A 21,715-nucleotide genomic window follows, 5' to 3' on the forward strand; every position below is an offset into this window, starting at 1 on the left:
CCGCCGCCGGTGTACGACTTCAGGACGACGGCGGTGCCCCCGCAGGTGTCCTAGCGGATGAGCCGCAGCGCCCGGGCCCGGTCGATGGCCGCCGTGCGCGTGTCGACGCCGAGCTTGGAGTAGATGTGGATCAGGTGCGTCTTCACCGTCGATTCGGAGATGAACAGCTCCCGGGCGATCTGGCGGTTGACCAGACCGCGGGCGAGCAGGCCCAGCAGCTCGAGCTCGCGGGGGCTCAACTCGGTGGCGGCGTTGCGCCCCGCCGGGTCGATGCGCGCGGCCACCTCGTCGGAGAGGACGCGGCGGCCGCGGGCGGCATCGCCGACGGCGGCGGTGAGCCGATCCAGGGGCGCGTCCTTGAGCAGGTATCCGGCCGCCCCGGCGTCCAGGGCAGCGCGGATGTCGGTGTCGGAGTCGTACGTCGTGAGGATGAGCACCGGGGGGCCGCCGGCCGCGCGGATCCGCCCGGTGGCCTCCACGCCGTCCATGCCGTCCATCTGCAGGTCCATCAGCACCACGTCGATGCGTTCGCCCAGGGTCTGCAGCCGCTGCAGCTGGGCGATGGCCGCCGCCCCGTCGGCGGCCTCGGCCAGCACGTGCAGGCCCGCCTGCTCGGTCAGCACCGCCTTCAGCCCAGCCCGGACCACCGGGTGGTCGTCGACGAGCAGCAGGTTCAGTTCATCCATGTCCATCCTCCGTGGGCAGGTCCCCTGGGGGCAGGTTCTCTGCGGAAAGGGGGATCCGCACGGCGACGACCGTGCCCTCCCCGGGGGCGGATTCGATCTCGACGCTGCCGCCGAGGGCGCCGACGCGAGCGGAGAGCCCGGCCAGCCCGAACCCCGTCCCATCGGCGCGGGGCCGGGTGGGCACCGCCGCGGGATCAAAGCCGGCACCGTCGTCGTACACGTCCAGGGTGACCTCCCCGGCCAGGTACCCCAGGCTGAGAACGGCCCGCGAGGCACCGGCATGGGCCAGCACGTTGGCCAGGCAGGATTGGGCAGCGCGCAGCAGCGCCGACGAGACGTCGGTGGGCAGCGCCTGAGGCTCCCCGTCCTCGCGGAAGCGGCAGTCCAGCCGGGTCCCGGCGGCGCGGGCCGTGCGTTCGGTCGCCGCGCACAACCGGGTGAACCGCCCGGCCAGGGCACCGGCGGCGGCCTCGGCGTTGCCGGCGGAGAGGCCGCGCACGAAGTCCCGGGCCTCCCCGAGGTTCTCCGACGCGGTGGCCGCCACCGTCTCCAGGCGCTCGGCGGCCAACGCGGTGTCCCCGGCGTCCAGTGCGGCCCGGGCCGAGCGGGAGACCAGCACGATGCTGGAGAAGCCCTGGGCCAGCGTGTCGTGGATGTCGCGGGCGAGTCGTTCGCGTTCGGCCAGCACCCCGGCGCGGTGCTGCTCGGTGGCCAGCGCGGTGCGGGTGCGGCGCAGTTCGTCCAGGGCCCGGCGCTGGTTCACGCCCTCCTCGTAGAGGGCCCGGTAGGCGAAGCCCATGACCACCGCGAACGCCGCCCCGAGCACGGGCCCGATCGCCGCGGCCAGCGTGGGTTGACCGGCATGGGCCCACTGGGCGCCGACGACCACCACGGTCAGCCCGGCGATGGCGACCAGCGCCGTGCGGGTGCGCAGCAGGTGCAGCTGCAGGAAGAACAGCGGGAATGCCAGCCAGCTGAAATCGGGGTGCAGGGCCATCAGCGCCAGCCAGAGCACGACGACGAGGGCCAGCCAGCGGCGCGAGTAGCGGCTGGGGTCCGGCGCCAGGCCGCGGGCGTGCCGGTTCTCCCAGAGCGTGCCCAGCAGGTAGACCGCGGCGAGCACCGCGGCCAGAGCGAGCGAGCAGGCGCGGGTGGCCGGGGTCGTGTCGGTGGCCAGCACGCGGACGGCCCCGACGGCCAGCAGCAGCGCGAAGCCCACGTGCAGCGCCACGCGGAGCACGCGCAGCACCATGCCGCCGGAGAGGGGCCCTGTCGTTGCGTTCACGTTGTCCACTTCGTCCACGTCCTCCACCCTAGGGTCCAGGGGACGACCGCGGATCCACCGTTTGGTGGAGGGACGCGGCGTCGCGCCGGGGTCGCCTGCCGGCCGGCCTGCCGATCCACGGCAGGTGCGGCAGCGGGTCGCGCTCGGCGCCGGCGTAGGGGCCGGCCTGCGGGTCCTCCTGGCCGACCCGGCGGACCGGATCGGCCTCCGGATCCCAGACGCTGCGTGCCACCCGGTACATGAGGTAGGCGGTGGCGGCCATGTGCCCCAGGATCGCCAACACGTAGAAGGCCTCGGGGAAGGTGTTCTGCGCCTTGACGTCGGTGCTGCCCGTATAGAGGTACATCCAGATCGCCCAGAAGTGCAGCGCCTCGACCAGCTGCCAGGCCAGGAAGTCGCGCCACCGCGGCCAGGCGAGCGCGGCCAGCGGGATGAGCCAGACGACGAATTGCGGGGAGTAGACCTTGTTGAACAGGATGAAGGCCGCCACCACCAGGAAGAGCAGCGAGGCCACCCGGGGGCGACGGGGGGCGAGCAGGCCCAGCACGCAGATCCCCGCGCAGCTGGCGGCGAAGAGCCAGAACCCGGCGGCGTTGATGACGTCCGGGGTGAATTGCGGCGCCCCGGGCAGCACGGACGCGGTGACGTTCCAGGCGTGCCACAGCGAGGACAACCCGGCACCCCGGTCGCGGGTGAACTCCAGGAAGTAGCTCCACGAGGCGAAGTTCGCCACCATGAAGGGCAGGTTCACCACCAGCCACGCGCCGGCGGTCCCCCCGCCGACCAGCAGCAGCGGACGCCACCGCCCGGTCCGCAGGGCCAGCACCAGCACCACGCCCAGGAACAGGATCGGATACACCTTCATCGAGGCGCCGAGGCCGATCAGGACCCCGGCCAGCAGCGGCCGGTCCCGGGCGAACGCCAGCAGCGCCAGGGCCAGGAACATCACCGCCCACATGTCCCAGTTGATGGTGGAGGCCAGGATGATGCCCGGCGCCAGGGCCACCATGGCCGCATCCCAGGGGCGCCGCCCGGCGCTGCGGGCGGTGGCGATGACGATGACGAACCAGAGGATGACCACCAGCACCAGGTTCACGTCGAAGTAGGCCAGCGTCCTGTCGTAGTCGCCCGGAACCACCAGCAGCGCGGCGAACGAGGCCACCACGGACATCAGCACCGGGTACTCGAACCGGGCGCCGTCGGCGAACGGGGCGAAGGCGTTGGCGTCGAACCCGCGGGCATGGAAGAGGGCCGACCAGTCCGAATAGCAGGCCCAGATGTAGGCGTTGGAACCGCCCCACCCCAGCGTGCGGCACATGTTCTTGGCCAGAATGGCCAGCACGGCCGAGACGATCGTCAGCGCCACGAGCACCCGTTCGATCCTCGCGAACCCGGGATCGATCCGCCCGGGGGCGGTGAAGCGCCCCAGCGGGCCGCCGACCACCTCGGTCAACCGGCGCAGCAGCGGGTCGTTGCGGCTGGGCACGGTGATGCGCAGGGGGCCGCGCCGGGGGCCGGCATCCGGGCCGGGGCGTCGCTGCTCGCTCATGGGAATCAGCCTAACCGGCGACCCGGTCCGGCCCGTGCCACCGGATCGTCCCGCGCCCCTCACGTGCCGTTAACCCGCGGGTGGGCCGCCGGCCATGTCCCGTCCCTAGCGTCGAAGCCATGAAGACGACACGCAACGAGAACGTGCTGGTGGTCATCCCCGCCCGCGGCGGTTCGAAGGCCATCCCGTTGAAGAACCTGCGTCCGGTCGGCGGCCGCTCCCTGCTGGCCCGCGGCATCGAGGCGGCGTACGCGGCCCCGTCGGTGACCGACGTCGTCGTGAGCACCGACCACTCGCAGATCCGCAACGAGGCCCACGCCCACGGCGCCCGGGTGATCGACCGGCCCGCGGCGCTGGCCTCCGACCAGGCCACCAGCGAATCGGCCCTGCTGCATGCGCTGGACACGCTGGAAAGCCAGCCAGCCGTCGTCGTGCTGCTGCAGTGCACCTCGCCGTTCATCGACCCGGCCCACCTGGAGTCGGCCATCCGGACCGTGCTCGACGGCGGCGCGGACGTCTGCTTCAGCGTCACCGAGGACCATTCCTTCCTCTGGGCCGCGCCGGACGGCGCGGTGCAGGCGGTCGGCCACGAGGCCGCCTTCCGGCCCCGCCGGCAGGACCGCGAGCCGCAGTACCGCGAGACCGGCGCCTTCTACGCCCTGCGCACCGACCGGTTCCGGGAGGCCGGCCACCGGTTCTTCGGGTCCCTGGCGTTCCAGGTGGTGCCACCGGCCGACGCCCCCGAGGTCGATTCGTTCGAGGACCTGGCCCTCGCCTGCACCCAGGCCGCCCGCCGCGAGGCCGGCCCCGCCGCGGAGCCGGGCCCGGGCATCGACGTCGATGCGCTGGTCACCGATTTCGACGGCGTCCACACCAACGACCTGGCCCTGGTGGCGCAGGACGGCAGCGAGTACGTCACCGTCTCGCGCTCCGATGGCATGGGCGTTTCACGGCTGCGCCGGGACGGGGTTCCGGTGCTGATCCTCTCCACGGAGACCCACCCCGTGGTCGCCGCCCGTGCCGCCAAGCTGGGCGTGGAGGTCATCCACGGTGTCGACGACAAGGCGGCCCGGCTCGCGGCCTGGCTGGCCGAGCGGGGCCTGGACCCGGCCCGCGTCGCCTATGTCGGCAACGACGTGAACGACGTCGCGGCGATGGGCTCGGTCGGCTGGCCGATTGCCGTGGCCGATGCCCGTCCCGAGGCGCTGGCCGCGGCACGCGTCGTGCTGCGGAAGCCCGGCGGCCGCGGGGCCGTCCGCGAGGTGTGCGAACGCATCCTCGACACCCAGACCCGGTCGGCGCCGCCCGCGCTGCTGGCCACCACCCCCTGAACCCACCCCCAACGAAAGGGAACCACCATGACCATCGAAGCCACCCGTCAGGCAGCACCCGTCCTGGTCGGAAACTCCGAGATCGGAGCCGGCCGGCCCGTCTACGTGATCGGCGAGATCGGCATCAACCACAACGGCGATGTCGATGTGGCCAAACAGCTCATCGACATCTCAGCCGACGCCGGCGCCAACGCCGTGAAGTTCCAGAAGCGCACCCCGGAGATCTCCACGCCGCAGAACATGCGGGACAAGATGCGCTCGACGCCCTGGGGCGAGATGACGTACCTGGACTACCGCTACCGGGTCGAGTTCGGCGCCGAGCAGTACCGCGACATCATCTCCTACGCGCGCAGCCGGGGCCTGGACGCCTTTGCCTCCCCGTGGGACGCGCCCTCGGTGGAGTTCATGGAGGAGCAGGGCGCGTTGGCGCACAAGGTCGCCTCCGCCTCCGTCACCGACCTGGAGCTGCTGCGTGCCCTGCGCGAGACCGGCAAGCCGATCATCCTCTCCACCGGCATGTCCACGATCGAGCAAATCGACACCGCCGTCCAGACCCTGGGGACCGAGAACCTGGTCCTCATGCACGCCACGTCCACCTACCCGCTGCCCCCTGAAGAGGCCAACCTGCGCATGATCCCCACGCTGCAGGAACGCTACGGCGTCCCGGTCGGCTACTCCGGCCACGAGCGCGGCCTGCAGATCTCGCTGGCCGCCGTCGCCCTCGGTGCCGTCACCGTCGAGCGGCACATCACCCTGGACCGGACCATGTGGGGATCGGACCAGGCGTCCTCGCTGGAGCCGAAGGGCTTCGAGGCGCTCATCCGCGACATCCGCATCCTGCAGGAGGCCATGGGCGACGGCGTCAAGAAGGTCTTCCCCGGCGAGTTCGCCCCGCTGTCCCGCCTGCGCCGCGTCGACGCCTAGGAGCACCACCCCACCATGGACCACCAGCCCCACGTGAGCATCATCGTTCCCGCGAAGGACCAGGCGCCGTTCATCGCCGATGCCCTCGCCTCGTTAACCCGGCAGCATGCGGATCCTCGGGACCTCGAGGTGCTGCTGGTCGACGACGGGTCCACCGACGGGACCGGGGAGCTGGCCGCGGCCTTCGCCGGCCGGCTCCCCGGCCTGCGCATCCTGCGCAACGAGACCCCCACCGGGGTGGCCAACGCCCGCAACCAGGGCCTGCGCGCCGCCACCGCACCGCTGGTCGGGTTCCTGGACCCCGACGACTGGTACGCCCCCGGGCACCTGCCGGCGCTCCAAACGGCCCTGCGGCAGCTGGACGTCGACTTCGTCCGCTGCGACCACATCCGCGTGGTGCACGGCAACCGCACCCTCCACCGCCCGCCCCAGGCGCGGCGGAACACCGCGCTGGACCCCCGTGACGACGTCGACCCCGTGCAGGAGGCCTCGATGGTGGACTACTGCTACGTGTGGGCCGGATTGTTCCGCCGGTCCTTCCTGGAACGCGTCGACGGGTGGTTCCCCGGCGGGATGCACACCGCGGAGGACCGCGCCTGGACGTGGAAACTGCACCTGGCCGGCGGCAGCTACGCCGTCGTCGACGCGCCCGGGGTCTTCTACCGCCGCGGGGTCGGCACCTCCCTGACCCAGGTGTACGACGCGCGGCAACTCGACTTCGTCCCCTGCTACCTCGACATCTTTCGCCAGGTCGCCGCCTCCGGCGATCCGGACCGGTTCTGGCCCAAGGCCGCCCGGCAGTTCCACGCCATCGCCAGCCACCACCTCAAGCGCTCCCCCGGGATGGACCCGCGGCTGCGCGCCCGGCTGCGGGAGGGGATTTCCACCGCGCTGGACGCGCTGCCGGCCCAGGTCCGGTGGGATTCGCTGATGCTGCTTGATGGCCCCCGGCGCAACGCCCTGCTTCCGCTGGCCGGCTGGCCCGACACCGCGTACCTGCCCGCCGGGGGCCTGCTCTCCCGGTTCCGCGTCCCAACCAGCCGGGTGGTGGGGGCATGATCCAGCTGCTCTCCGCCTCGACCGTCTTCCAGGTCGCCTCCCTGGCCGCCATGATCGACGCCGGGGCGCTGCCCGCCGCCGCGGGCGGCCGCGTGCTGGTGCTGGCCAACGGGTCCCAACAGCCCGAACTGACCACACGGATCCAGGACGCCCGCGGGTTCGACGCCCTGGCCTCCCGGTTCGACCGGGTCGTCGACCTCGCTGAACTGCTCTGGCCGCGGCGGCCCGCCCAGTTCACCCCGCGCCAGGACGAGCTCCCGCTCATCGAGCGGCTGCTGCGCAGCCACTGGGACCTCGGCGACGAGCGGCTGCAACTGGTCGTCGAATCCATCCAGGTCAACCCGAACCTCGCCCTGTGCCGGATCTTCCACGACGCGTCGATCATCGTGCACTCCGACGGCCTGATGTCCTACGGGCCCACGCGGAACCAGCTGCCCACCGCGTTGCGCCAGCGGCTGGACGCCATCGCCTACCTCGACCTAGTGCCCGGCTTGCAGCCCGTGCTCCTCAGCGAGGCCGCGCCGGCGCACCTTCCGGTCCCCCTGTCCGCCCTCGCGGACGTCATCACCGAGCTGGCCGACGCGGCGGGACCGACGGGCCTGCCGTCCCGGACCGGGGCGACGACGGCCTTGGTGCTGGGCCAGTACCTGGCCTCCCTGCGGCTCATCGACGCCGAGGAGGAGGCAGCGTTGCACCGCGACATGCTGCTCGAGGCCCGACGACGGGGCGCGACGCGGGTGGTCTTCAAGCCCCACCCCAGTGCCGGGCCGTCCGCGGAACTCCGGCTGGCCTCCGAGGCCGCCGCCCTTGGCCTGGACTTCCACGTCCTCCATGACCCCCTGCTGGCCGAAACCACCGCGCTGCTGCTCGAACCCGACCTGGTGGTCAGCTGCTTCTCCACGGCGCTGGCGAGCATCCACTACCTGTTCGGCACCGCCGCCGTGGCGGTCGGCACCGACCTGCTGCTCGAACGGCTGGCCCCGTATGAGAACAGCAACCGGATCCCGGCCACGCTCGTCGATGCCCTGTTCGTTCGCGGCACCCCGCCCACGGGCCGCGAGCCCGGGACCGACGACGGGAGCGGGAGCGGGAGCGGGAACCTGCAACAGCTGGTGGAGGCGGTCGCCTACTGCATGCAATCCCACCGCCTGCCGCACCTGCGGGCCTCCGCCGTTGCCTTCCTGGCCGCCCACCACGCCAGCGAGAGCCGGTACTTCAAGCGGCGCCGCCTCACGAAACTGGGGCTTCCCGGCGGCCTGCCGGACCGGCACGGCCACCTGCGCTTCGCCGCCCGCCTGCGCCGCTCCGTCCGCCGACGCGGACGCACCGCGACCCGGCACGCCGTGCGCTTCGCGCGGGCCCGCCTCGGCTCCCGGGCGGCCGGCCCCAGCGCCCCCGAACGGGGAGGACCCCGGAGCCCGTGACCCACGCACGAGCGCACCGGGACCGCACCACCCGGCTGGTTCGCCACGTCCAACGCCCGCGCTTCGGCACCGCGCAGGTGTGGGTCGAATCCCCCCTGCAGGTCCTCAGCGCCATCGAGGCGCACGGGGCCGGGCTGCTGGGCCGGCGCACGACGATCCATCCGCGGGGCGGCACCGCGGGCATGGGCACCACCATGCGCACGCTCATGGCCCAGGCACCACTGGGCGTCCGGTTCGGCGATGCGGGCCTGCAGGTTCCGCCGGCCCGCAGCCGGGGCGTCAACCGCTGGGTCACCGGCGATGCCTTCTCCGGACGCGTCCAGCGGGAGCTGCTGGGCCCGGTGCGCGCGGACGAGGTGGTGGTCGTCGACGACGGCCTCGCCACCGTGAAACTGCTGGACCTGCTCACCAGCGCCCGCCCCGTGCCGCTGGTGCGGCCGCGGGGACCGCGCAGCGCCGCCCGGACCGCGCTGGGCCTGGCCGCCTGGTACCGGCTGCGTTCCCTGGCCCGGCAGGGCCGGCTCATGGCGCTGACCGCCCTGCCCATCCGCCGGGGCGCCGACGAGGCCTTCCGCGACCTCGGCGGCCACCTCGAGCACCATCGCTTCGAGTGGCTCGGTACCCAGCCCGTGGCGGAGCAGTTCCACGAACCGGTCATCGTCGTCGGTTCGGCCCTGGCCGCCGACGGCCTGATCGAACGCACGCCGTACCTGCGCTGGGTCCTCGAGCAGGCGGAGGACGGACCCGTCGGCTATTTCCCACACCGCCGGGAGGACCCCGGGTTCCTGGCGGAACTGGCGGCGCACCCCCTGGTGACGGTGCATCCGAATACCATCCCCGTGGAGATGCGGCTGCGCGGATTGCGCCACGGCCAGACGGTGCGGGCATTGCCCTCCACGGTCCTGCCCTCCCTGCGCCTGCTGCTAGGACCGAACCGGGTCCGCATCACCGGCCAGCCCGTCCCCGAGGCCTGGTGGACCGCCGCGGCATCCCCGGGCCTGCGGACCCACCTGAGCAGTTCCCTGGAGGTCCCGGCCCCGTGACGGAACCCCTGGATCCCCCGACCCGACCGCGCATCCTGGCCGTCGCCGACAGCGACTCCTACTTCAAATTCGCGTGCTCGACCCTCGATGCGCTCGGGCCCGCCTGGGACCGCCAGGTGGTGCTGGTGCGTACGCCGATCCTGCCCACCCCCGGCCAGCAGGCAGCCGCAACGGCCGGGACGTTCCTGCAGGACACCGCACCGGTCCGGGTGTTGCCCACCCGCGCCCTGGCCCCGCTGCTGGAGTCGGCGGATGTGGTCCTGGCCGCCGCCACCGGTCCCGTGGTCCAGGAGGTCTTCCACCGGGTCGCCGCACGCCACCTGCGCCCGACGGCATACCCACTGGCCCGGGTGTGCCGGGCCGCCCGCCGGCTGTGGCGAGGGCACCGCGTGACCGGCCCTCCGGCGTCGTCCTCCCCGGTCCGGACCGGACGGTCCACGGCCCTGGTCTCGGCGCTGCCCGGCGTCGCCTACCCGGCCACCGCGAAGGCGATGCGGTTCCGCGCCCTGGGAGATGCGTTCATCACGCACAGCCATGCCGAGGCCAGGGACTTCACCGCTGTCCTCGCCGCCTTGGGCGAGCGCCAGGCAGTCCTCACGGCGCGGCTGCCGTTCCTGGCCTCCGCCGGGCAGCCGGTCCCCAACACGACGACGGTGGGCTCGGTCGTCTTCGCGGCGCAGGCCAAGTTCCCCGTGGAACGCATCGAGCGCGAGCAGGTCCTGGAGGCGCTGGCCCGCACCGGCCGGGCGAACCCACACGTGCAGGTCATCGTGAAGCTGCGGGCCACGGCCGGCGGACCGCAGACCCATCGCGAGGCGCACCCCTTCGACCGGTTATGGCAGGACCTGCTCGCCCGCGGGCGCGTCGGCGCCGGGGAGGTCCGGTTCGCGACCGGTCCGATGGATGCGGTCCTGCGGCCGGGCACCCTGCTGGTGAGCGTCTCGTCCACTGCCGTGCTGGAGGCCGTCGACCGGGGGCTGCCGGCGATCGTGCTCGGGGACTTCGGGGTCGGCCCGGCGCTCTACAACCAGGTCTTCGCCGGCAGCGGCCTGGTGGGCGGGCTGGCCGACGTCGAGGCGCTGGACGGACGGCATCCGGAGACCGGCTGGCTGCGGGACCACTACTTCCACCCGCCCGGCCCGGAACCGGCTGCCTCCTTGCTCGAGCTGGCCCGGCGCGCCCGGGCCGGCGGCCTGTCCACGTCGGCCGATGCGGTGGCGGCGGCGCGGCGCCTGGCGGTGCGCAACCGGTTGCGCACCGCGCTACCGGCACCCGCCCTGCGGCTGGTCCGGGCCATGCGGCGCTAGGGTGCCGGTCGGCGTCACCGAACGGCTGCTGGGAATACCGCGGGCCGTGTGTCACTTAGACTCTTTATGGCCTTCGGCCACCCAAGGAAACTTTCTGCTGTAGGAGACACTGTGTCGGGACACCCCATTCGGGTCGCAATCATCGGCGTGGGAAACTGCGCCACGTCGCTCATCCAGGGCGTCGAGTACTACAAGGATGCGGATGCGGAGACCAAGATTCCCGGCCTGATGCACGTCGAGTTCGGCCCCTACCACGTCAACGACGTCGAGTTCGTGGCGGCCTTCGACGTCGACGCCAAGAAGGTCGGCCTGGACCTCGCCGAGGCCATCACCGCCAGCGAAAACAACACCATCAAGATCGCCGACGTCCCCACCACCGGTATCACCGTCCAGCGCGGCCACACCCTGGACGGCCTGGGCAAGTACTACCGGGAGACCATCACCGAATCCGACGCCGAGCCCGTCGACATGGTCGCCGCCCTGAAGGAGACCCGCGCCGACGTGCTGGTCTGCTACCTGCCCGTCGGTTCCGAGGATGCCGCGAAGTTCTATGCCCAGTGCGCCATCGACGCCGGCGTGGCCTTCGTCAATGCGCTGCCCGTCTTCATCGCCGGCACCAAGGAGTGGGCCGACAAGTTCACCGCCGCGGGCGTGCCGATCGTCGGCGACGACATCAAGAGCCAGATCGGTGCCACGATCACCCACCGCGTGATGGCCAAGCTGTTCGAGGACCGCGGCGTCACGCTGGATCGCACCTACCAGCTCAATGTCGGCGGGAACATGGACTTCAAGAACATGCTCGAACGCGACCGGCTCGAATCCAAGAAGGTCTCCAAGACCCAGGCCGTCACCTCCAACACCTCGGCACAGCTCGGTGCCGACGACGTGCACATCGGCCCGTCGGACTACGTGTCCTGGCTCGATGACCGCAAGTGGGCGTTCGTCCGCCTCGAGGGGCGCAACTTCGGCGACGCGCCGGTCTCGCTGGAGTACAAGCTCGAGGTCTGGGACTCCCCGAACTCCGCGGGCGTGATCATCGATGCCATCCGCGCAGCGAAGATCGCCTTGGACCGCGGCATCGGCGGCCCGCTGCTCTCCGCATCCTCCTATTTCATGAAGTCCCCGCCGCAGCAGTTCAACGACGAGGCGGCCCACGAGAGCGTCGAGGCGTTCATCCGCGGCGACCTCGAGCGCTAAGCCCAAGACCTGCTGGACGGCGGTCCGCCCCGGGGGTGGGCCGCCGTCCTGCCTGGAAGACTAGAAGAGCCCGACCGCGTTCCCGTCGGCGTCCACGTCCATGCGCATCGCCGCCGGGACCTTGGGGAGCCCGGGCATGGTCATGACGGCTCCGGTCAGCGCCACGATGAAACCGGCGCCGGTCTTCGGGATGAGGTCGCGCACCTGCAGGGTGAACCCCTCGGGGGCCCCGAGCAGGCTGGCGTCGTCGGAGAACGAGTACTGGGTCTTGGCCATGCAGACCGGCAGGTCGTCCCAGCCGTTGGCGGCGATCTCGTCGAGGCGCTTGCGGGCGGTGGCGGAGAACTCCACGTCGGCGCCTCCGTAGATCTCGCGCACGATGGTGCGGATCTTCTCCTCCACCGGCAGCTCCAGGTCGTACAGGTGGTGGAATCCGGAGGGCCGATCCACCGCCTCGAGCACCTTGGCCGCCAGCTCCGTCGCGCCGTCCCCGCCGTGTGCCCACACATCGGCCACCGCGGCCTCGACCCCCTCGGCGGCGCACCATTCGAGCACCGCGCCGAGCTCGTCCTGCGTGTCCCCGCCGAAGCGGTTGATGGCCACGACCGGCGAGAGCCCGAACTTGCCGACGTTGCGCACATGCCGGGCCAGGTTCGGCAATCCCGCCCGCACCGCCTCCACGTCCTCGGCGCCCAGCGCGTCCTTGGCGACCCCGCCGTGCATCTTCAGCGCGCGGATGGTGGCCACGAGGACGACGGCGGAAGGCGGGCAGTCCGCGTAGCGCGCCTTGATGTCCATGAACTTCTCCGCCCCCAGGTCGGCCCCGAACCCCGCCTCGGTGACCACGACGTCGGCCAGGCGCCGGCCGGTGTTCGTGGCAATGGCCGAGTTGCAGCCGTGGGCGATGTTCGCGAACGGCCCGCCGTGCACCAACGCGGGCGTCCCGGCGATGGTCTGGACGAGGTTCGGTTTGATCGCGTCCTTGAGCAGCAGTGCCAGCGCGCCCTGGACCTCGAGGTCGGCGACGGTCACCGGCCGGTGGTCGAAGGTGTATCCGACGGTCATGCGGCCCAGCCGGTCCCGCAGGTCGGGCAGGTCCGTGGCCAGGCAGAACACGGCCATGACCTCGGAAGCGACGGTGATGTCGAAGCCGTCCTGGCGCGGCATGCCCTCGCTGGGTCCGCCCAGCCCGATCACGATGCTGCGCAGGGCCCGGTCGTTGATGTCCAGGACGCGTTTGAAGGTCATCCGCCGGGGGTCGATGCCCAGTTCGTTGCCCTGCTGGATGTGGTTGTCGACCATGGCCATCAAAAGGTTGTTCGCGCTGGTGATGGCGTGGAAGTCGCCGGTGAAGTGGGTGTTGATGTCCTCCATCGGCAGGACCTGGGAATAGCCGCCGCCGGCGGCGCCGCCCTTCATTCCGAAGATCGGCCCCAGCGATGGCTCCCGCAGGGCGATCATGGTCCGGGTACCCGTTGCCGCCAGTGCATCGCCGAGGCCCACCGTCACCGTGGATTTCCCCTCCCCGGCGGGCGTCGGCGACATCCCGCTCACCAGTACCACCCGTCCAGGTTCCCGGGCCGCGCCGGGAAGTTCCGCCAGGTTGATCTTGGCCTTGTACTTGCCGTAGTGCTCCAAGGCGTCCACGGGGATGCCGACCCGGGCGGCGATGTCCTCGATGGGCTTCAACGTCGCGCGTTGCGAAATGACCAGGTCGTTCATGGTCTCGACGTCATCCTGCTGTCCACTGCTGTTGGTCATCTGCCCACGGATCTTTCCGGCCATCGGCCGTTGTGCCACCGGCGAACCACGTTGTCACGCCGTTCTTCCCCAAGCTACCAGCGATGGGCGGTCGTCGTCCCGGCATCGCCACCGCCAATTTAAGCGGCAAAGCCCGCCGGTGAAGCCGGCGGGCTTTGCGGTGGGACCGGATATGTCAATCATCGTTTTCCTCCTGGTGGTCGGTCGCTGATCTGGCCGGTGGGACCGGCGGCGTACCTGATCACCGGAGGCGGAAGAGCATCTCCGGGGGGAGCTGGGATTCGTAGCGGTTCTTCGGCTGCGGGTTGTAGCGGGTGCTCAACCACTGTGGGCCGTTGGGCTTGCTGCGCTTCTTTTGCATGTCATTCACCTCCCCGGTGCACATCGGGGCGGGACGACGACCGGGCGGCCGGCTCGTTCACCAGGGGCCGGGCGCGCAAGACGTCGGGGCCGGTGAAGAAGAGCTCGGCGGAACGGAGGCCGGAGGAGCGGGTGGTGCTGGATTGCGCGGACATCGCTGTTCTTTCGTTCGAAAACCTCGGGGGGGGAGGCCTGGAACAGCGGCGCTGGCTTCTAGCGGTTCGCCGTTCCGGAGGCGGGGACAAAGGCACGATCACGGAATCCGCCAACGTGCGCAGTGGTAGCCACTGCATTCGTGTTCTGGATGATCATCACAATTCCCACCTCCTTCGGTGAACAGGCCGGCCAGCCGGCGGTCAATAGGGTCCGCGGATCAAAACGTTCTCATTGAGATGTCTCAATCACAGGATTAAAACTATCCTACCCCAGGCATCGGCGCCAGCCCTGGCCGGAAAATTCTTCGACATTCTTCGCCCGCCCGGTGAGTTGCGCCCGACGCGCCGTCTCGCCGTCGTTCTCCTAGAGTCCCCAGGCCTCGACGGCCGGGGTCTTCTTGTCCCACCCGAGACGGCAGACCTGGGCGGTTCCGAGTACGAAGTGGCGGCCCTGGCGTGCGTCGAGGCCGAGCCACACGGCGGCCAGGATGCGGCTAAAGTGCCCGTGCGAGAAGAGGACCGCGTTCCCGCCATCCGCCAACTCGGTGCGCACCCGCTGCACGATGCGCCCGGCACGGGCGCCGACCTGCTCGATGGTCTCACCGCCGGGGACCCCCTGGTCCCAAATCAGGTAGCCGGGGTGCTGGGCGCGCACGTCGGCGGAACGGACCCCCTCGTAGTCGCCGTAGTCCCACTCGTGCGCGGCCTCGACCGGTTCGGCGTCGGGGAATCCGGCCAGTTCCGCGGTATGGCGGGCGCGCTGCAAGGGACTGGTCATCGCCAGCTGGAATTGCGTGCCGTCGGCCCGGATCCCCTCAAGGGTCTCGCCGGCCCGTCGTGCCTGCTCCTCGCCGTGTGGGGTCAACGGCAAATCGGTCAGCCCGGTGTACTGGCCGCTGCGCGACCATTCCGTCTCCCCGTGGCGCACCAGCCACAATCGAGGTAGTTCATTCATTGCCGTCCCCCTTCTCCTCCTGGTCGGTCCGTGCGGCATCGCGCGAACCGGCCGCCGCATGGTCGGCCGCGTGTTCCTGCTCCGCCCACCAGTCCAGCAGGGCCTGCGACGCAGCCTCGGCGCCCAAGGGCCCCTGGTCCAGACGCAGGTCGAGCAGGAACTTGTAGGCCCGGCCGACCGCCGGGCCGGGACGGATGCCCAGCAGCTCCATGATCTGCCCGCCGTCGAGGTCCGGGCGCATGGCCTGCATTTCCTCCTGCTCGGCCAGTTCGGCGATGCGCCGCTCCAGGTCGTCGCAGGCGAAGGCCAGGTGCTCGGCCTTGCGCCGGTTGCGGGTGGTCACGTCGGAGCGGGTCAGCCGCAGCAGCCGTGGCAGCACCGCACCGGCGTCGGTCACGTAGCGGCGGACCGCGGAATCGGTCCACCCCGCCTCACCGTAGCCATAAAAGCGCATGTGCAGTTCCACGAGCCGGGCCACCGCCTTGATGGTGTCGTTGTCGAACCGCAGGGCGCGCATCCGCTTCTTGGCCAGTTTGGCGCCGACGGTGTCGTGGTGGCGGAAGCTGACGGCCCCGTTGGCCTCGAAGCGCCGCGTTGCGGGCTTTCCGATGTCGTGCAGGAGGGCGGCGAAGCGCAACACGAAATCGGGTCCGGGGACCTCCCCGTCGGGGCCGGTCTCCAGCGCGGCTGCCTGCTCGAGGACCTGCAGCGAGTGCTGGTAGACGTCCTTGTGCCGGTGGTGTTCATCGACCTCCAGACGCAGCGCGGACACCTCGGGCAGCACATGGTCTGCCAGGCCGGTGGACACCAGCAGGTCCACACCGGCCCGCGGCGCGCGGCCCAGAACCAGCTTGACCAGCTCGTCGCGGACCCGCTCGGCGGAGATGATCCCGATGCGGTCCGCCATGTCCACCATGGCCGCCTCGACCTCCGGGGCGACGGAGACGCCGAGCTGGGAGGCAAACCGGGCGGCGCGCATCATCCGCAGCGGATCGTCGGAAAAGGACGACGCCGGGGTGCCCGGGGTGCGGATCATTCCCTGCTCCAAGTCGGCGAATCCGCCGTAGGGGTCCACCAGTTCGAGGTCGGGCAGCCGCAACGCCATCGAGTTCATCGTGAAGTCCCTGCGACGGAGGTCCTCGCGCAGGGAGGTGCCGAAGGCGACCGCCGGCTTGCGGGAGTCGGGATCGTACGACTCCGCCCGGTAGGTCGTGACCTCGATCGTGTGCTCTCCGCGTCGCAGCGCAATCGTGCCGAAGGCCCTGCCGACTTCCCAGGTGGCATCGGCCCACCCGGAGACCGCTGCCAGGGTCTGGTCCGGGTCCGCGTCGGTGGTGAAGTCAAGGTCGGGAGACGAACGTCCCAGGAACAGGTCGCGCACGGGGCCCCCGACGAGGGAGAGCTCATGGCCTGCTGCCGTGAATCGTTCGGCGAGCTCGAAGACGACGGCGGGGAGAAGCGTCCTGAGGGCGGTTGGCGGGGGTAGCTGCTGCATAGTCCTTTAAGCTTGTCAGATTTTTCCGCGGCCGCCCGACGCGCGGCGTCCGCGCTGCGGGCGCACGGGCACACCAAAGAATGGATAGAGTGGTTTCCATGGCCCATCCAGTACCCCGCGCTCCGAAGCGCACGCCGCTGAACGCCTCCATGGCGTCTGCGCAGCCGGGCCACCACTCACTGCCGACTGTCGAGGAGATCTCCTCCGGTGGCGTCATCGTCGATACCTCGGCGTCCGATCTGCCCGTGGCCATCATCGCCCGGTACAACCGCGGTGGACGCCTGGAGTGGTGCCTTCCCAAGGGGCATCCGGAAGGCGAGGAAACCAACGAGGAGGCCGCCGTCCGCGAGGTCGACGAGGAAACCGGCATCGCCGGCCGCATCCTCGCCCCGTTGGGCAGCATCGACTACTGGTTCACGGTCTCGAACTACCGGGTCCACAAGACGGTCCACCACTTCCTGCTCGAGGCCACCGGCGGCGAACTGACGATCGAGAACGATCCGGACCACGAGGCAGTGGACGTCGCGTGGGTGCCCATCGCCGAGCTGGGCCGGAAGTTGTCCTTCCCCAACGAGCGGCGGATCGCGGAACTGGCCCGTGAAGTCCTCCCGCACCATGGCCACTGACGCCCCGGCGGAGCAGAAGCGCGGTTCCCATGCCAGGGCCTACGCCCTCATGGCCTCGGGGACCATCGTGTCCCGCGTACTGGGCTTCGTGCGGACCGCGTTGCTGGCCGTGGCCATTGGCTCGAACGCCAACGTCGCGGACATCTTCGAAAAAGCGAATGTCATCCCCAACATCATCTTCATGCTGCTGGCCGGGGGCATCTTCAACGTCGTCCTCGTACCGCAGCTGATCAAGGCCTCGCGGGCCGCCGACAAGGGCTCCGACTACACCAGCCGGCTCATCACGCTGACCATCGTGGTGATGGGGGCCTTCACCGTCCTGCTGACCCTGGGCGCCGGGCCGATCATCAACTTGCTGACCAAGGGCTGGTCGCCGGCGGCACTGGAGCTGGGCACGGCGTTCGCCTACTGGTGCCTCCCGCAGGTCTTCTTCTACGGTGTCTACGCGGTCGTCGGACAGGCGCTGAATGCCCATGGACGCTTCGGTTCCTACATGTGGGCGCCGGTGGCCAACAACGTGGTGCAGATCCTGGTCATCGTCCTGTTCATGGTCGCGTTCGGTGCGAACAAGGACAATCCACACCAAGTGGAGAACTGGACGTCGGGGCAGACGGCTTGGCTGGCCGGCGGGTCGACCCTGGGCATCGTGATCCAGGCGCTCGTGTTGTTCGCCCCGTTGGCCCGTTCGGGTCTGCGCATCCGCCCGAAGTTCAACTGGCGCGGCATGGGCCTGCGCCATGTGGGGAAGCTGGCCGCATGGACGCTGGTGTCGATGACGGTCGGCAATGTGGCCTCGCTGGTCTATGCGCGGCTGGTCTCGAGCACCGTCGGTGCCCGCAATTCCCTGCCAGCGGCGGAGGCGGCCGCAGTTCCCGGCGAGCAGGCGCTGAACGCCATGCAATTGGTCACCGTCCTGCCCCACTCGATCTTCGCCTTGTCCTTGGCGACGGTGCTGTTCAATGAGCTCTCCCGCGCCTTTGCCGACAAGCAGCCCGAGAAGGTTGCCCCCACCCTGTCGCTGGGACTGCGCACGACGGCGATCCCGGTCGTGTTCGCCACCGTGGCCTTCATTGTCCTGGCCGGTCAATTTGGTCGCCTTTTCGCCGGTGCGGGACCGCACGCCGCGATTGCCGGTGCGGCCATTGGCCAGCTGCTGCTGCTGACGGCCCTGGGCCTTCCCTTCAAGAGCATCCATTTCTTCCTCATCCGCGTCTTCTTCGCGGAGGAGGACACGAAGACCCCGATGGTGATCCAGACGGTGATCGCCGTCGTCGGCGTCGTGCTCGCCTACGGGCTGGCTGCCCTGTTGCCGGCAACCCGCATCGCCCTGGGCATTGCCCTGCTCTTCGGTGTCACCAACATCGTCTCGGCCATCATCGCCCACGTCCTGGTCGTACGGCGGTACGGCGACTACGGCACGCGCGAGGTCCTGGATACCTACATCCGCATCGGGTGGCTTTCGGTCCTCTCCGGGGCCGTCGGCGCCGTCGTCCTCTGGGTGATGGGCGGCTTCACGGACGGATTCGCCTGGCAGTCGATCTTCACGGCACTGGTCACCATCGCCGTCGTCGGCAGCGTCATGTCCGTCGTCTTCCTGCTGCTGCTCAAGGCCACTCGCGTACCGGAACTGGAAAATTTCATGGGCCCTGTGGCCCGGCGCATCCCGGATGTGGGCCGAAGGTTGCGCCGCTAGGTTCCGATGACGTACGGCGCGGGCACGGTCACCGGTAGCATGGTCACAGCAAAGCACGAGGGTGCCCAGGTGCCCACCATCAATCCCGGGAGTCAATAGTGTCGCAGCCCATCGATGTCGGAACCGTTCTCGGAGGCCGCTACCAGGTCACCGAACTGGTTTTGACCTCCGCCGACGGCGACGCCGTGCTGGGCGGGATGGACCAGGTATTGAACCGCCCGGTGAGCATCCTCGTGGCCGCACCGGAAAACGCCAGCCAGGTCGCCACCAGTGCGCGCGAGATCGCCACGGGGGAACGATACGGGACCATGCAGGTCCTGGACCTGGGCATCTCCGACGGCAGCACCTACCTGATAACGAATACTGCCAGTCCGGCCGACCTCCTCGATCTGGTGATCCAACGCGACGCGCCGTTCGTCGAGCCCTTCTACACCGACACCCTCGGTTCTGAGATCTTCGGCGTCACGCGCAGTGCCGAGCCCGAGGTTTACGAAGACGAGGACGAGTACTGGGAGGAGCTGCAGGCCAACGAGGAGCGCAATGTCGGCGGCCGCGTGGCCAAGCGCCTCACGGGCCTCACCAACCGGCTGGGTCGAGGCAAGAAGGATGGCGACGACGGCGCAGCTGGCCAGACCCCGTCGGATACCCTCCGCGAGGAGGACGCGACCCCGGAACAGGAGGGCGACGACGGCGAGGGGACCGCTCCCACAGCCGCGGCCCCGGCCGTTCCGCAGCGGCCCCAGGAGGCGCCCCGCACGCCGAGGACGGCAGCCCATCCCGTGGCCGCGCCGCAGCCCGACCAGAACGGTTCGTCCGAGCGGGTCTCCCATTGGGGAGCGGCCGACGAAGCGGCCCGGGAGGATGTCCCGTCACCGGAGGACGTGGACACCGCCAATGGCGACGTCGTCAGCCCCGGAACTGCCGCCGCTGCTGCGACTGCGCGTCCTGCTTCCCCGGAGAGGCCCGTCGGCGCCGGGCAAGACGGCTACGAGCGCCCGGCCGCTGTCTTTCCCGCAGGCGCGCGGGACTTCTCGGCCGAACACCCCGAAGAAGAGTATGCAGAGGACGACACGGACGACCGGGCCGGCGGAGGTCGCTTCACCCGCGTGCTCGTCGGTGTCCTTCTCGTTGCGGTCCTCATCGTCGGTGTGGTGATTGCCTTCAACACCTTGGGCAAGGACAACTCCTCTCCGGTGGCCGGGGCATCGAGCCAGGCGCAGTCCTCGGATGCCGGAGCCGATGATTCCGCCAGCTCCGAGCCGCCGACATCGGCCCCTGCCGTGAAGCCGGAAATCGCGGGAATTGAGCGTTTGGTTCCGGGAAACCAGAAGCTGAATTCCGAGACCGATGCGAAACTCACCCGCGCCATCGACGGTAGCCAGGGCAGCATTTACCGCACCTATACGTACACCACGCCTGAATTCGGCGGCTTCGCCTCGAACATGGTCTTCGTCGTCGAGCTCAAGGAGGAGGCCAAGGTCAGCGAGCTGGAATTGACCGGCCTGAATGGCAAGGGGGGTTCCTTCCAGGTCAATGTGGGCGGCACTGATGACCTGGGTGCTGCCCAAGAGGTGGCGTCGGGCTCCTTCACCGGGCCGACGGTCACCGTGCCGATCTCGGGTGATGGCGGCGAACCGGTGACGGGAAAGTACGTCTTCATCAACGTCACCGAGCTTCCCCGGCTGGCCTCCACCTCGAACAGCTCCCGCCCCTATGGGTTGCAGGTGGCCGAAATCAAGGTCTCCTAGCCGCTGGCGGGGAATAGAGAAACCCGCCAGCCCGTTGTGCAGGGCAATACAAGATCGAAACCCGTGACCGGCATTGAGCCGCCGGCACGGTCCAACTGGGAGGTACACACCGCGTGGCCACAGAAACAGCTGATGCCATCCGCAATGTCATCATTATCGGTTCCGGTCCCGCCGGGTACACCGCCGCCGTGTACACGGCCCGGGCGAACCTCGAGCCCCTGGTGGTCGCCGGTTCCGTCACCGCCGGTGGCGAACTGATGAATACTACCGACGTCGAGAACTTTCCCGGATTCCGCGAAGGCATCTTGGGACCGGACCTCATGGACAACATGCAGGCCCAGGCAGAACGTTTCGGCGCGGAAATCCAGTATGAAGACGTTGCGTCGGTCGATCTGGCAGGCGACGTCAAAACGGTTGTCCTAGGAGACGGGACGGTATATCGCGCACGGTCCGTAATCGTTTCGACCGGCTCTGCCTACCGGGAACTTGGCCTGCCCAATGAGAAGCGGCTCTCCGGCCACGGAGTGTCGTGGTGCGCGACCTGCGACGGGTTCTTCTTCCGTGAACAGGAAATCGCCGTGATCGGAGGCGGTGACTCCGCCATGGAGGAAGCGCTCTTCCTCACGAAGTTCGCCTCCAAAGTGACCGTCATCCATCGTCGTGGCGAACTTCGTGCATCCAAGATCATGGCGGACCGTGCGCTCGACCATCCAAAGATCGAGTTCGTGTGGAACACCGCGGTGGTCGACGTCGTCGGCGAAGACAAGGTCTCCTCGCTGAAGCTGCGCGATCTCATCGGAGGCCACGAATCTGAACTCGAGGTCACTGGCGTATTCGTAGCCATCGGAAACGACCCCCGAACTGAACTCGTGAAGGACCAGCTGCACCTGACGCCGGAGGGAACGATCGCCGTTGAAGGGCGCAGTTCCAAGACCAACCTTGCCGGGGTGTTCGCGGCCGGCGACGTCATCGATCCGACCTACCGTCAGGCGGTCACGGCCGCGGGATCAGGCTGCGTTGCCGCCCTGGATGTAGAGCACTACCTTTCGACGCTCCCAGTCCTTGCTGGTCAGAGCGCGTCCTTACCCAACTAGTCCCACCGAGAAAGGGAGAACGC

General features: G+C 69.8%; 18 protein-coding genes. 11 read left to right on the forward strand and 7 right to left on the reverse strand.

What is annotated here, in order from left to right:
* Nucleotides 1–50: 50 nt before the first annotated feature.
* The 3 genes from AB8M85_RS14580 to AB8M85_RS14590 form a co-directional block, all read right to left on the reverse strand.
* On the reverse strand, nt 51–686 hold the full coding sequence (locus tag AB8M85_RS14580) for a response regulator (protein ID WP_372699559.1): 636 nt from the start codon (nt 684–686) through the stop codon (nt 51–53).
* Nucleotides 679–1,938, reverse strand: a complete 1,260-nt coding sequence (locus AB8M85_RS14585; RefSeq protein ID WP_372699662.1) for a sensor histidine kinase — start codon at nt 1,936–1,938, stop codon at nt 679–681. Before AB8M85_RS14585 ends, AB8M85_RS14580 begins: the two co-directional genes overlap by 8 nt.
* Nucleotides 1,939–1,999: 61 nt before the next feature.
* Complete coding sequence (locus AB8M85_RS14590) at nt 2,000–3,520, reverse strand: glycosyltransferase family 87 protein (RefSeq protein ID WP_372699560.1); 1,521 nt, start codon at nt 3,518–3,520, stop codon at nt 2,000–2,002.
* A 119-nt stretch (nt 3,521–3,639) separates the two neighbouring features.
* On the opposite strand from AB8M85_RS14590, the gene AB8M85_RS14595 reads away from it, so the two are divergent.
* The 7 genes from AB8M85_RS14595 to AB8M85_RS14625 all read left to right on the forward strand — a co-directional run bounded on the left by AB8M85_RS14595 (nt 3,640) and on the right by AB8M85_RS14625 (nt 11,805).
* Nucleotides 3,640–4,851, forward strand: a complete 1,212-nt coding sequence (locus tag AB8M85_RS14595; RefSeq protein ID WP_372699561.1) for a cytidylyltransferase domain-containing protein — start codon at nt 3,640–3,642, stop codon at nt 4,849–4,851.
* A 27-nt stretch (nt 4,852–4,878) separates the two neighbouring features.
* Complete coding sequence (locus AB8M85_RS14600; protein ID WP_372699562.1) at nt 4,879–5,775, forward strand: N-acetylneuraminate synthase family protein; 897 nt, start codon at nt 4,879–4,881, stop codon at nt 5,773–5,775.
* 15 nt (nt 5,776–5,790) lie between these two features.
* Nucleotides 5,791–6,834, forward strand: coding sequence for a glycosyltransferase family 2 protein (locus AB8M85_RS14605; RefSeq protein ID WP_372699563.1), 1,044 nt, complete (start codon nt 5,791–5,793; stop codon nt 6,832–6,834).
* Nucleotides 6,831–8,258: a polysialyltransferase family glycosyltransferase gene (locus tag AB8M85_RS14610; protein WP_372699564.1), complete on the forward strand. Its 1,428-nt coding sequence runs from the start codon at nt 6,831–6,833 to the stop codon at nt 8,256–8,258. The genes AB8M85_RS14605 and AB8M85_RS14610 overlap by 4 nt, the downstream gene beginning before the upstream one ends.
* Nucleotides 8,255–9,301 carry a hypothetical protein gene (locus AB8M85_RS14615; RefSeq protein ID WP_372699565.1) on the forward strand — a complete coding sequence of 349 codons (1,047 nt, stop codon included), beginning with the start codon at nt 8,255–8,257 and terminating at the stop codon, nt 9,299–9,301. Before AB8M85_RS14610 ends, AB8M85_RS14615 begins: the two co-directional genes overlap by 4 nt.
* The gene (locus tag AB8M85_RS14620) at nt 9,298–10,608 is read left to right on the forward strand and encodes a DUF6716 putative glycosyltransferase (RefSeq protein WP_372699566.1); all 1,311 of its coding nucleotides are present in this window, start codon (nt 9,298–9,300) and stop codon (nt 10,606–10,608) included. The genes AB8M85_RS14615 and AB8M85_RS14620 overlap by 4 nt, the downstream gene beginning before the upstream one ends.
* A 111-nt stretch (nt 10,609–10,719) precedes the next feature.
* On the forward strand, nt 10,720–11,805 hold the full coding sequence (locus AB8M85_RS14625; protein WP_372699567.1) for an inositol-3-phosphate synthase: 1,086 nt from the start codon (nt 10,720–10,722) through the stop codon (nt 11,803–11,805).
* Nucleotides 11,806–11,865: 60 nt separating this feature from the next.
* Here AB8M85_RS14625 and AB8M85_RS14630 read toward each other — a convergent pair whose 3' ends face one another.
* From AB8M85_RS14630 to AB8M85_RS14645, 4 genes are all read right to left on the reverse strand, one after another.
* Entirely contained in the window at nt 11,866–13,527 is a 1,662-nt protein-coding gene (locus AB8M85_RS14630; protein WP_372699663.1) for a formate--tetrahydrofolate ligase, read from the reverse strand.
* 401 nt (nt 13,528–13,928) lie between these two features.
* Nucleotides 13,929–14,081, reverse strand: a complete 153-nt coding sequence (locus AB8M85_RS14635) for a hypothetical protein (protein ID WP_372699568.1) — start codon at nt 14,079–14,081, stop codon at nt 13,929–13,931.
* 364 nt (nt 14,082–14,445) lie between these two features.
* Nucleotides 14,446–15,036, reverse strand: coding sequence for a histidine phosphatase family protein (locus AB8M85_RS14640; protein ID WP_372699569.1), 591 nt, complete (start codon nt 15,034–15,036; stop codon nt 14,446–14,448).
* The gene (locus AB8M85_RS14645) at nt 15,029–16,531 is read right to left on the reverse strand and encodes a CCA tRNA nucleotidyltransferase (protein ID WP_372699570.1); all 1,503 of its coding nucleotides are present in this window, start codon (nt 16,529–16,531) and stop codon (nt 15,029–15,031) included. The genes AB8M85_RS14640 and AB8M85_RS14645 overlap by 8 nt, the downstream gene beginning before the upstream one ends.
* A gap of 98 nt (nt 16,532–16,629) precedes the next feature.
* Between AB8M85_RS14645 and AB8M85_RS14650 the strand changes: the two genes are divergently transcribed.
* From AB8M85_RS14650 to trxB, 4 genes are all read left to right on the forward strand, one after another.
* Complete coding sequence (locus AB8M85_RS14650; protein WP_372699571.1) at nt 16,630–17,157, forward strand: NUDIX hydrolase; 528 nt, start codon at nt 16,630–16,632, stop codon at nt 17,155–17,157.
* Complete coding sequence (gene murJ / locus AB8M85_RS14655) at nt 17,129–18,850, forward strand: murein biosynthesis integral membrane protein MurJ (RefSeq protein ID WP_372699572.1); 1,722 nt, start codon at nt 17,129–17,131, stop codon at nt 18,848–18,850. The genes AB8M85_RS14650 and murJ overlap by 29 nt, the downstream gene beginning before the upstream one ends.
* Nucleotides 18,851–18,948: 98 nt before the next feature.
* Entirely contained in the window at nt 18,949–20,598 is a 1,650-nt protein-coding gene (locus AB8M85_RS14660) for an ABC transporter substrate-binding protein (RefSeq protein WP_372699573.1), read from the forward strand.
* A gap of 113 nt (nt 20,599–20,711) precedes the next feature.
* Nucleotides 20,712–21,692 (forward strand): thioredoxin-disulfide reductase, encoded by a 981-nt coding sequence (trxB, locus tag AB8M85_RS14665; RefSeq protein ID WP_372699574.1) that lies wholly within the window; start codon nt 20,712–20,714, stop codon nt 21,690–21,692.
* The last annotated feature ends 23 nt before the right edge of the window (nt 21,693–21,715 follow it).

The organism is Arthrobacter sp. JSM 101049 (assembly GCF_041679245.1).
Classification (GTDB): Bacteria; Actinomycetota; Actinomycetes; order Actinomycetales; family Micrococcaceae; genus Arthrobacter_H.

Bases quoted from the DNA above. Each gene is read 5' to 3' on its own strand.
- AB8M85_RS14595 (WP_372699561.1), top strand. From the start codon at position 3,640: ATGAAGACGACACGCAACGAGAACGTGCTGGTGGTCATCCCCGCCCGC.
- AB8M85_RS14635 (WP_372699568.1), bottom strand. From the start codon at position 14,081: ATGTCCGCGCAATCCAGCACCACCCGCTCCTCCGGCCTCCGTTCCGCC.
- AB8M85_RS14585 (WP_372699662.1), bottom strand. From the start codon at position 1,938: ATGGTGCTGCGCGTGCTCCGCGTGGCGCTGCACGTGGGCTTCGCGCTG.
- AB8M85_RS14605 (WP_372699563.1), top strand. From the start codon at position 5,791: ATGGACCACCAGCCCCACGTGAGCATCATCGTTCCCGCGAAGGACCAG.
- AB8M85_RS14645 (WP_372699570.1), bottom strand. From the start codon at position 16,531: ATGCAGCAGCTACCCCCGCCAACCGCCCTCAGGACGCTTCTCCCCGCC.
- AB8M85_RS14600 (WP_372699562.1), top strand. From the start codon at position 4,879: ATGACCATCGAAGCCACCCGTCAGGCAGCACCCGTCCTGGTCGGAAAC.
- AB8M85_RS14650 (WP_372699571.1), top strand. From the start codon at position 16,630: ATGGCCCATCCAGTACCCCGCGCTCCGAAGCGCACGCCGCTGAACGCC.
- AB8M85_RS14630 (WP_372699663.1), bottom strand. From the start codon at position 13,527: ATGAACGACCTGGTCATTTCGCAACGCGCGACGTTGAAGCCCATCGAG.
- AB8M85_RS14610 (WP_372699564.1), top strand. From the start codon at position 6,831: ATGATCCAGCTGCTCTCCGCCTCGACCGTCTTCCAGGTCGCCTCCCTG.
- AB8M85_RS14590 (WP_372699560.1), bottom strand. From the start codon at position 3,520: ATGAGCGAGCAGCGACGCCCCGGCCCGGATGCCGGCCCCCGGCGCGGC.
- AB8M85_RS14580 (WP_372699559.1), bottom strand. From the start codon at position 686: ATGGATGAACTGAACCTGCTGCTCGTCGACGACCACCCGGTGGTCCGG.
- AB8M85_RS14640 (WP_372699569.1), bottom strand. From the start codon at position 15,036: ATGAATGAACTACCTCGATTGTGGCTGGTGCGCCACGGGGAGACGGAA.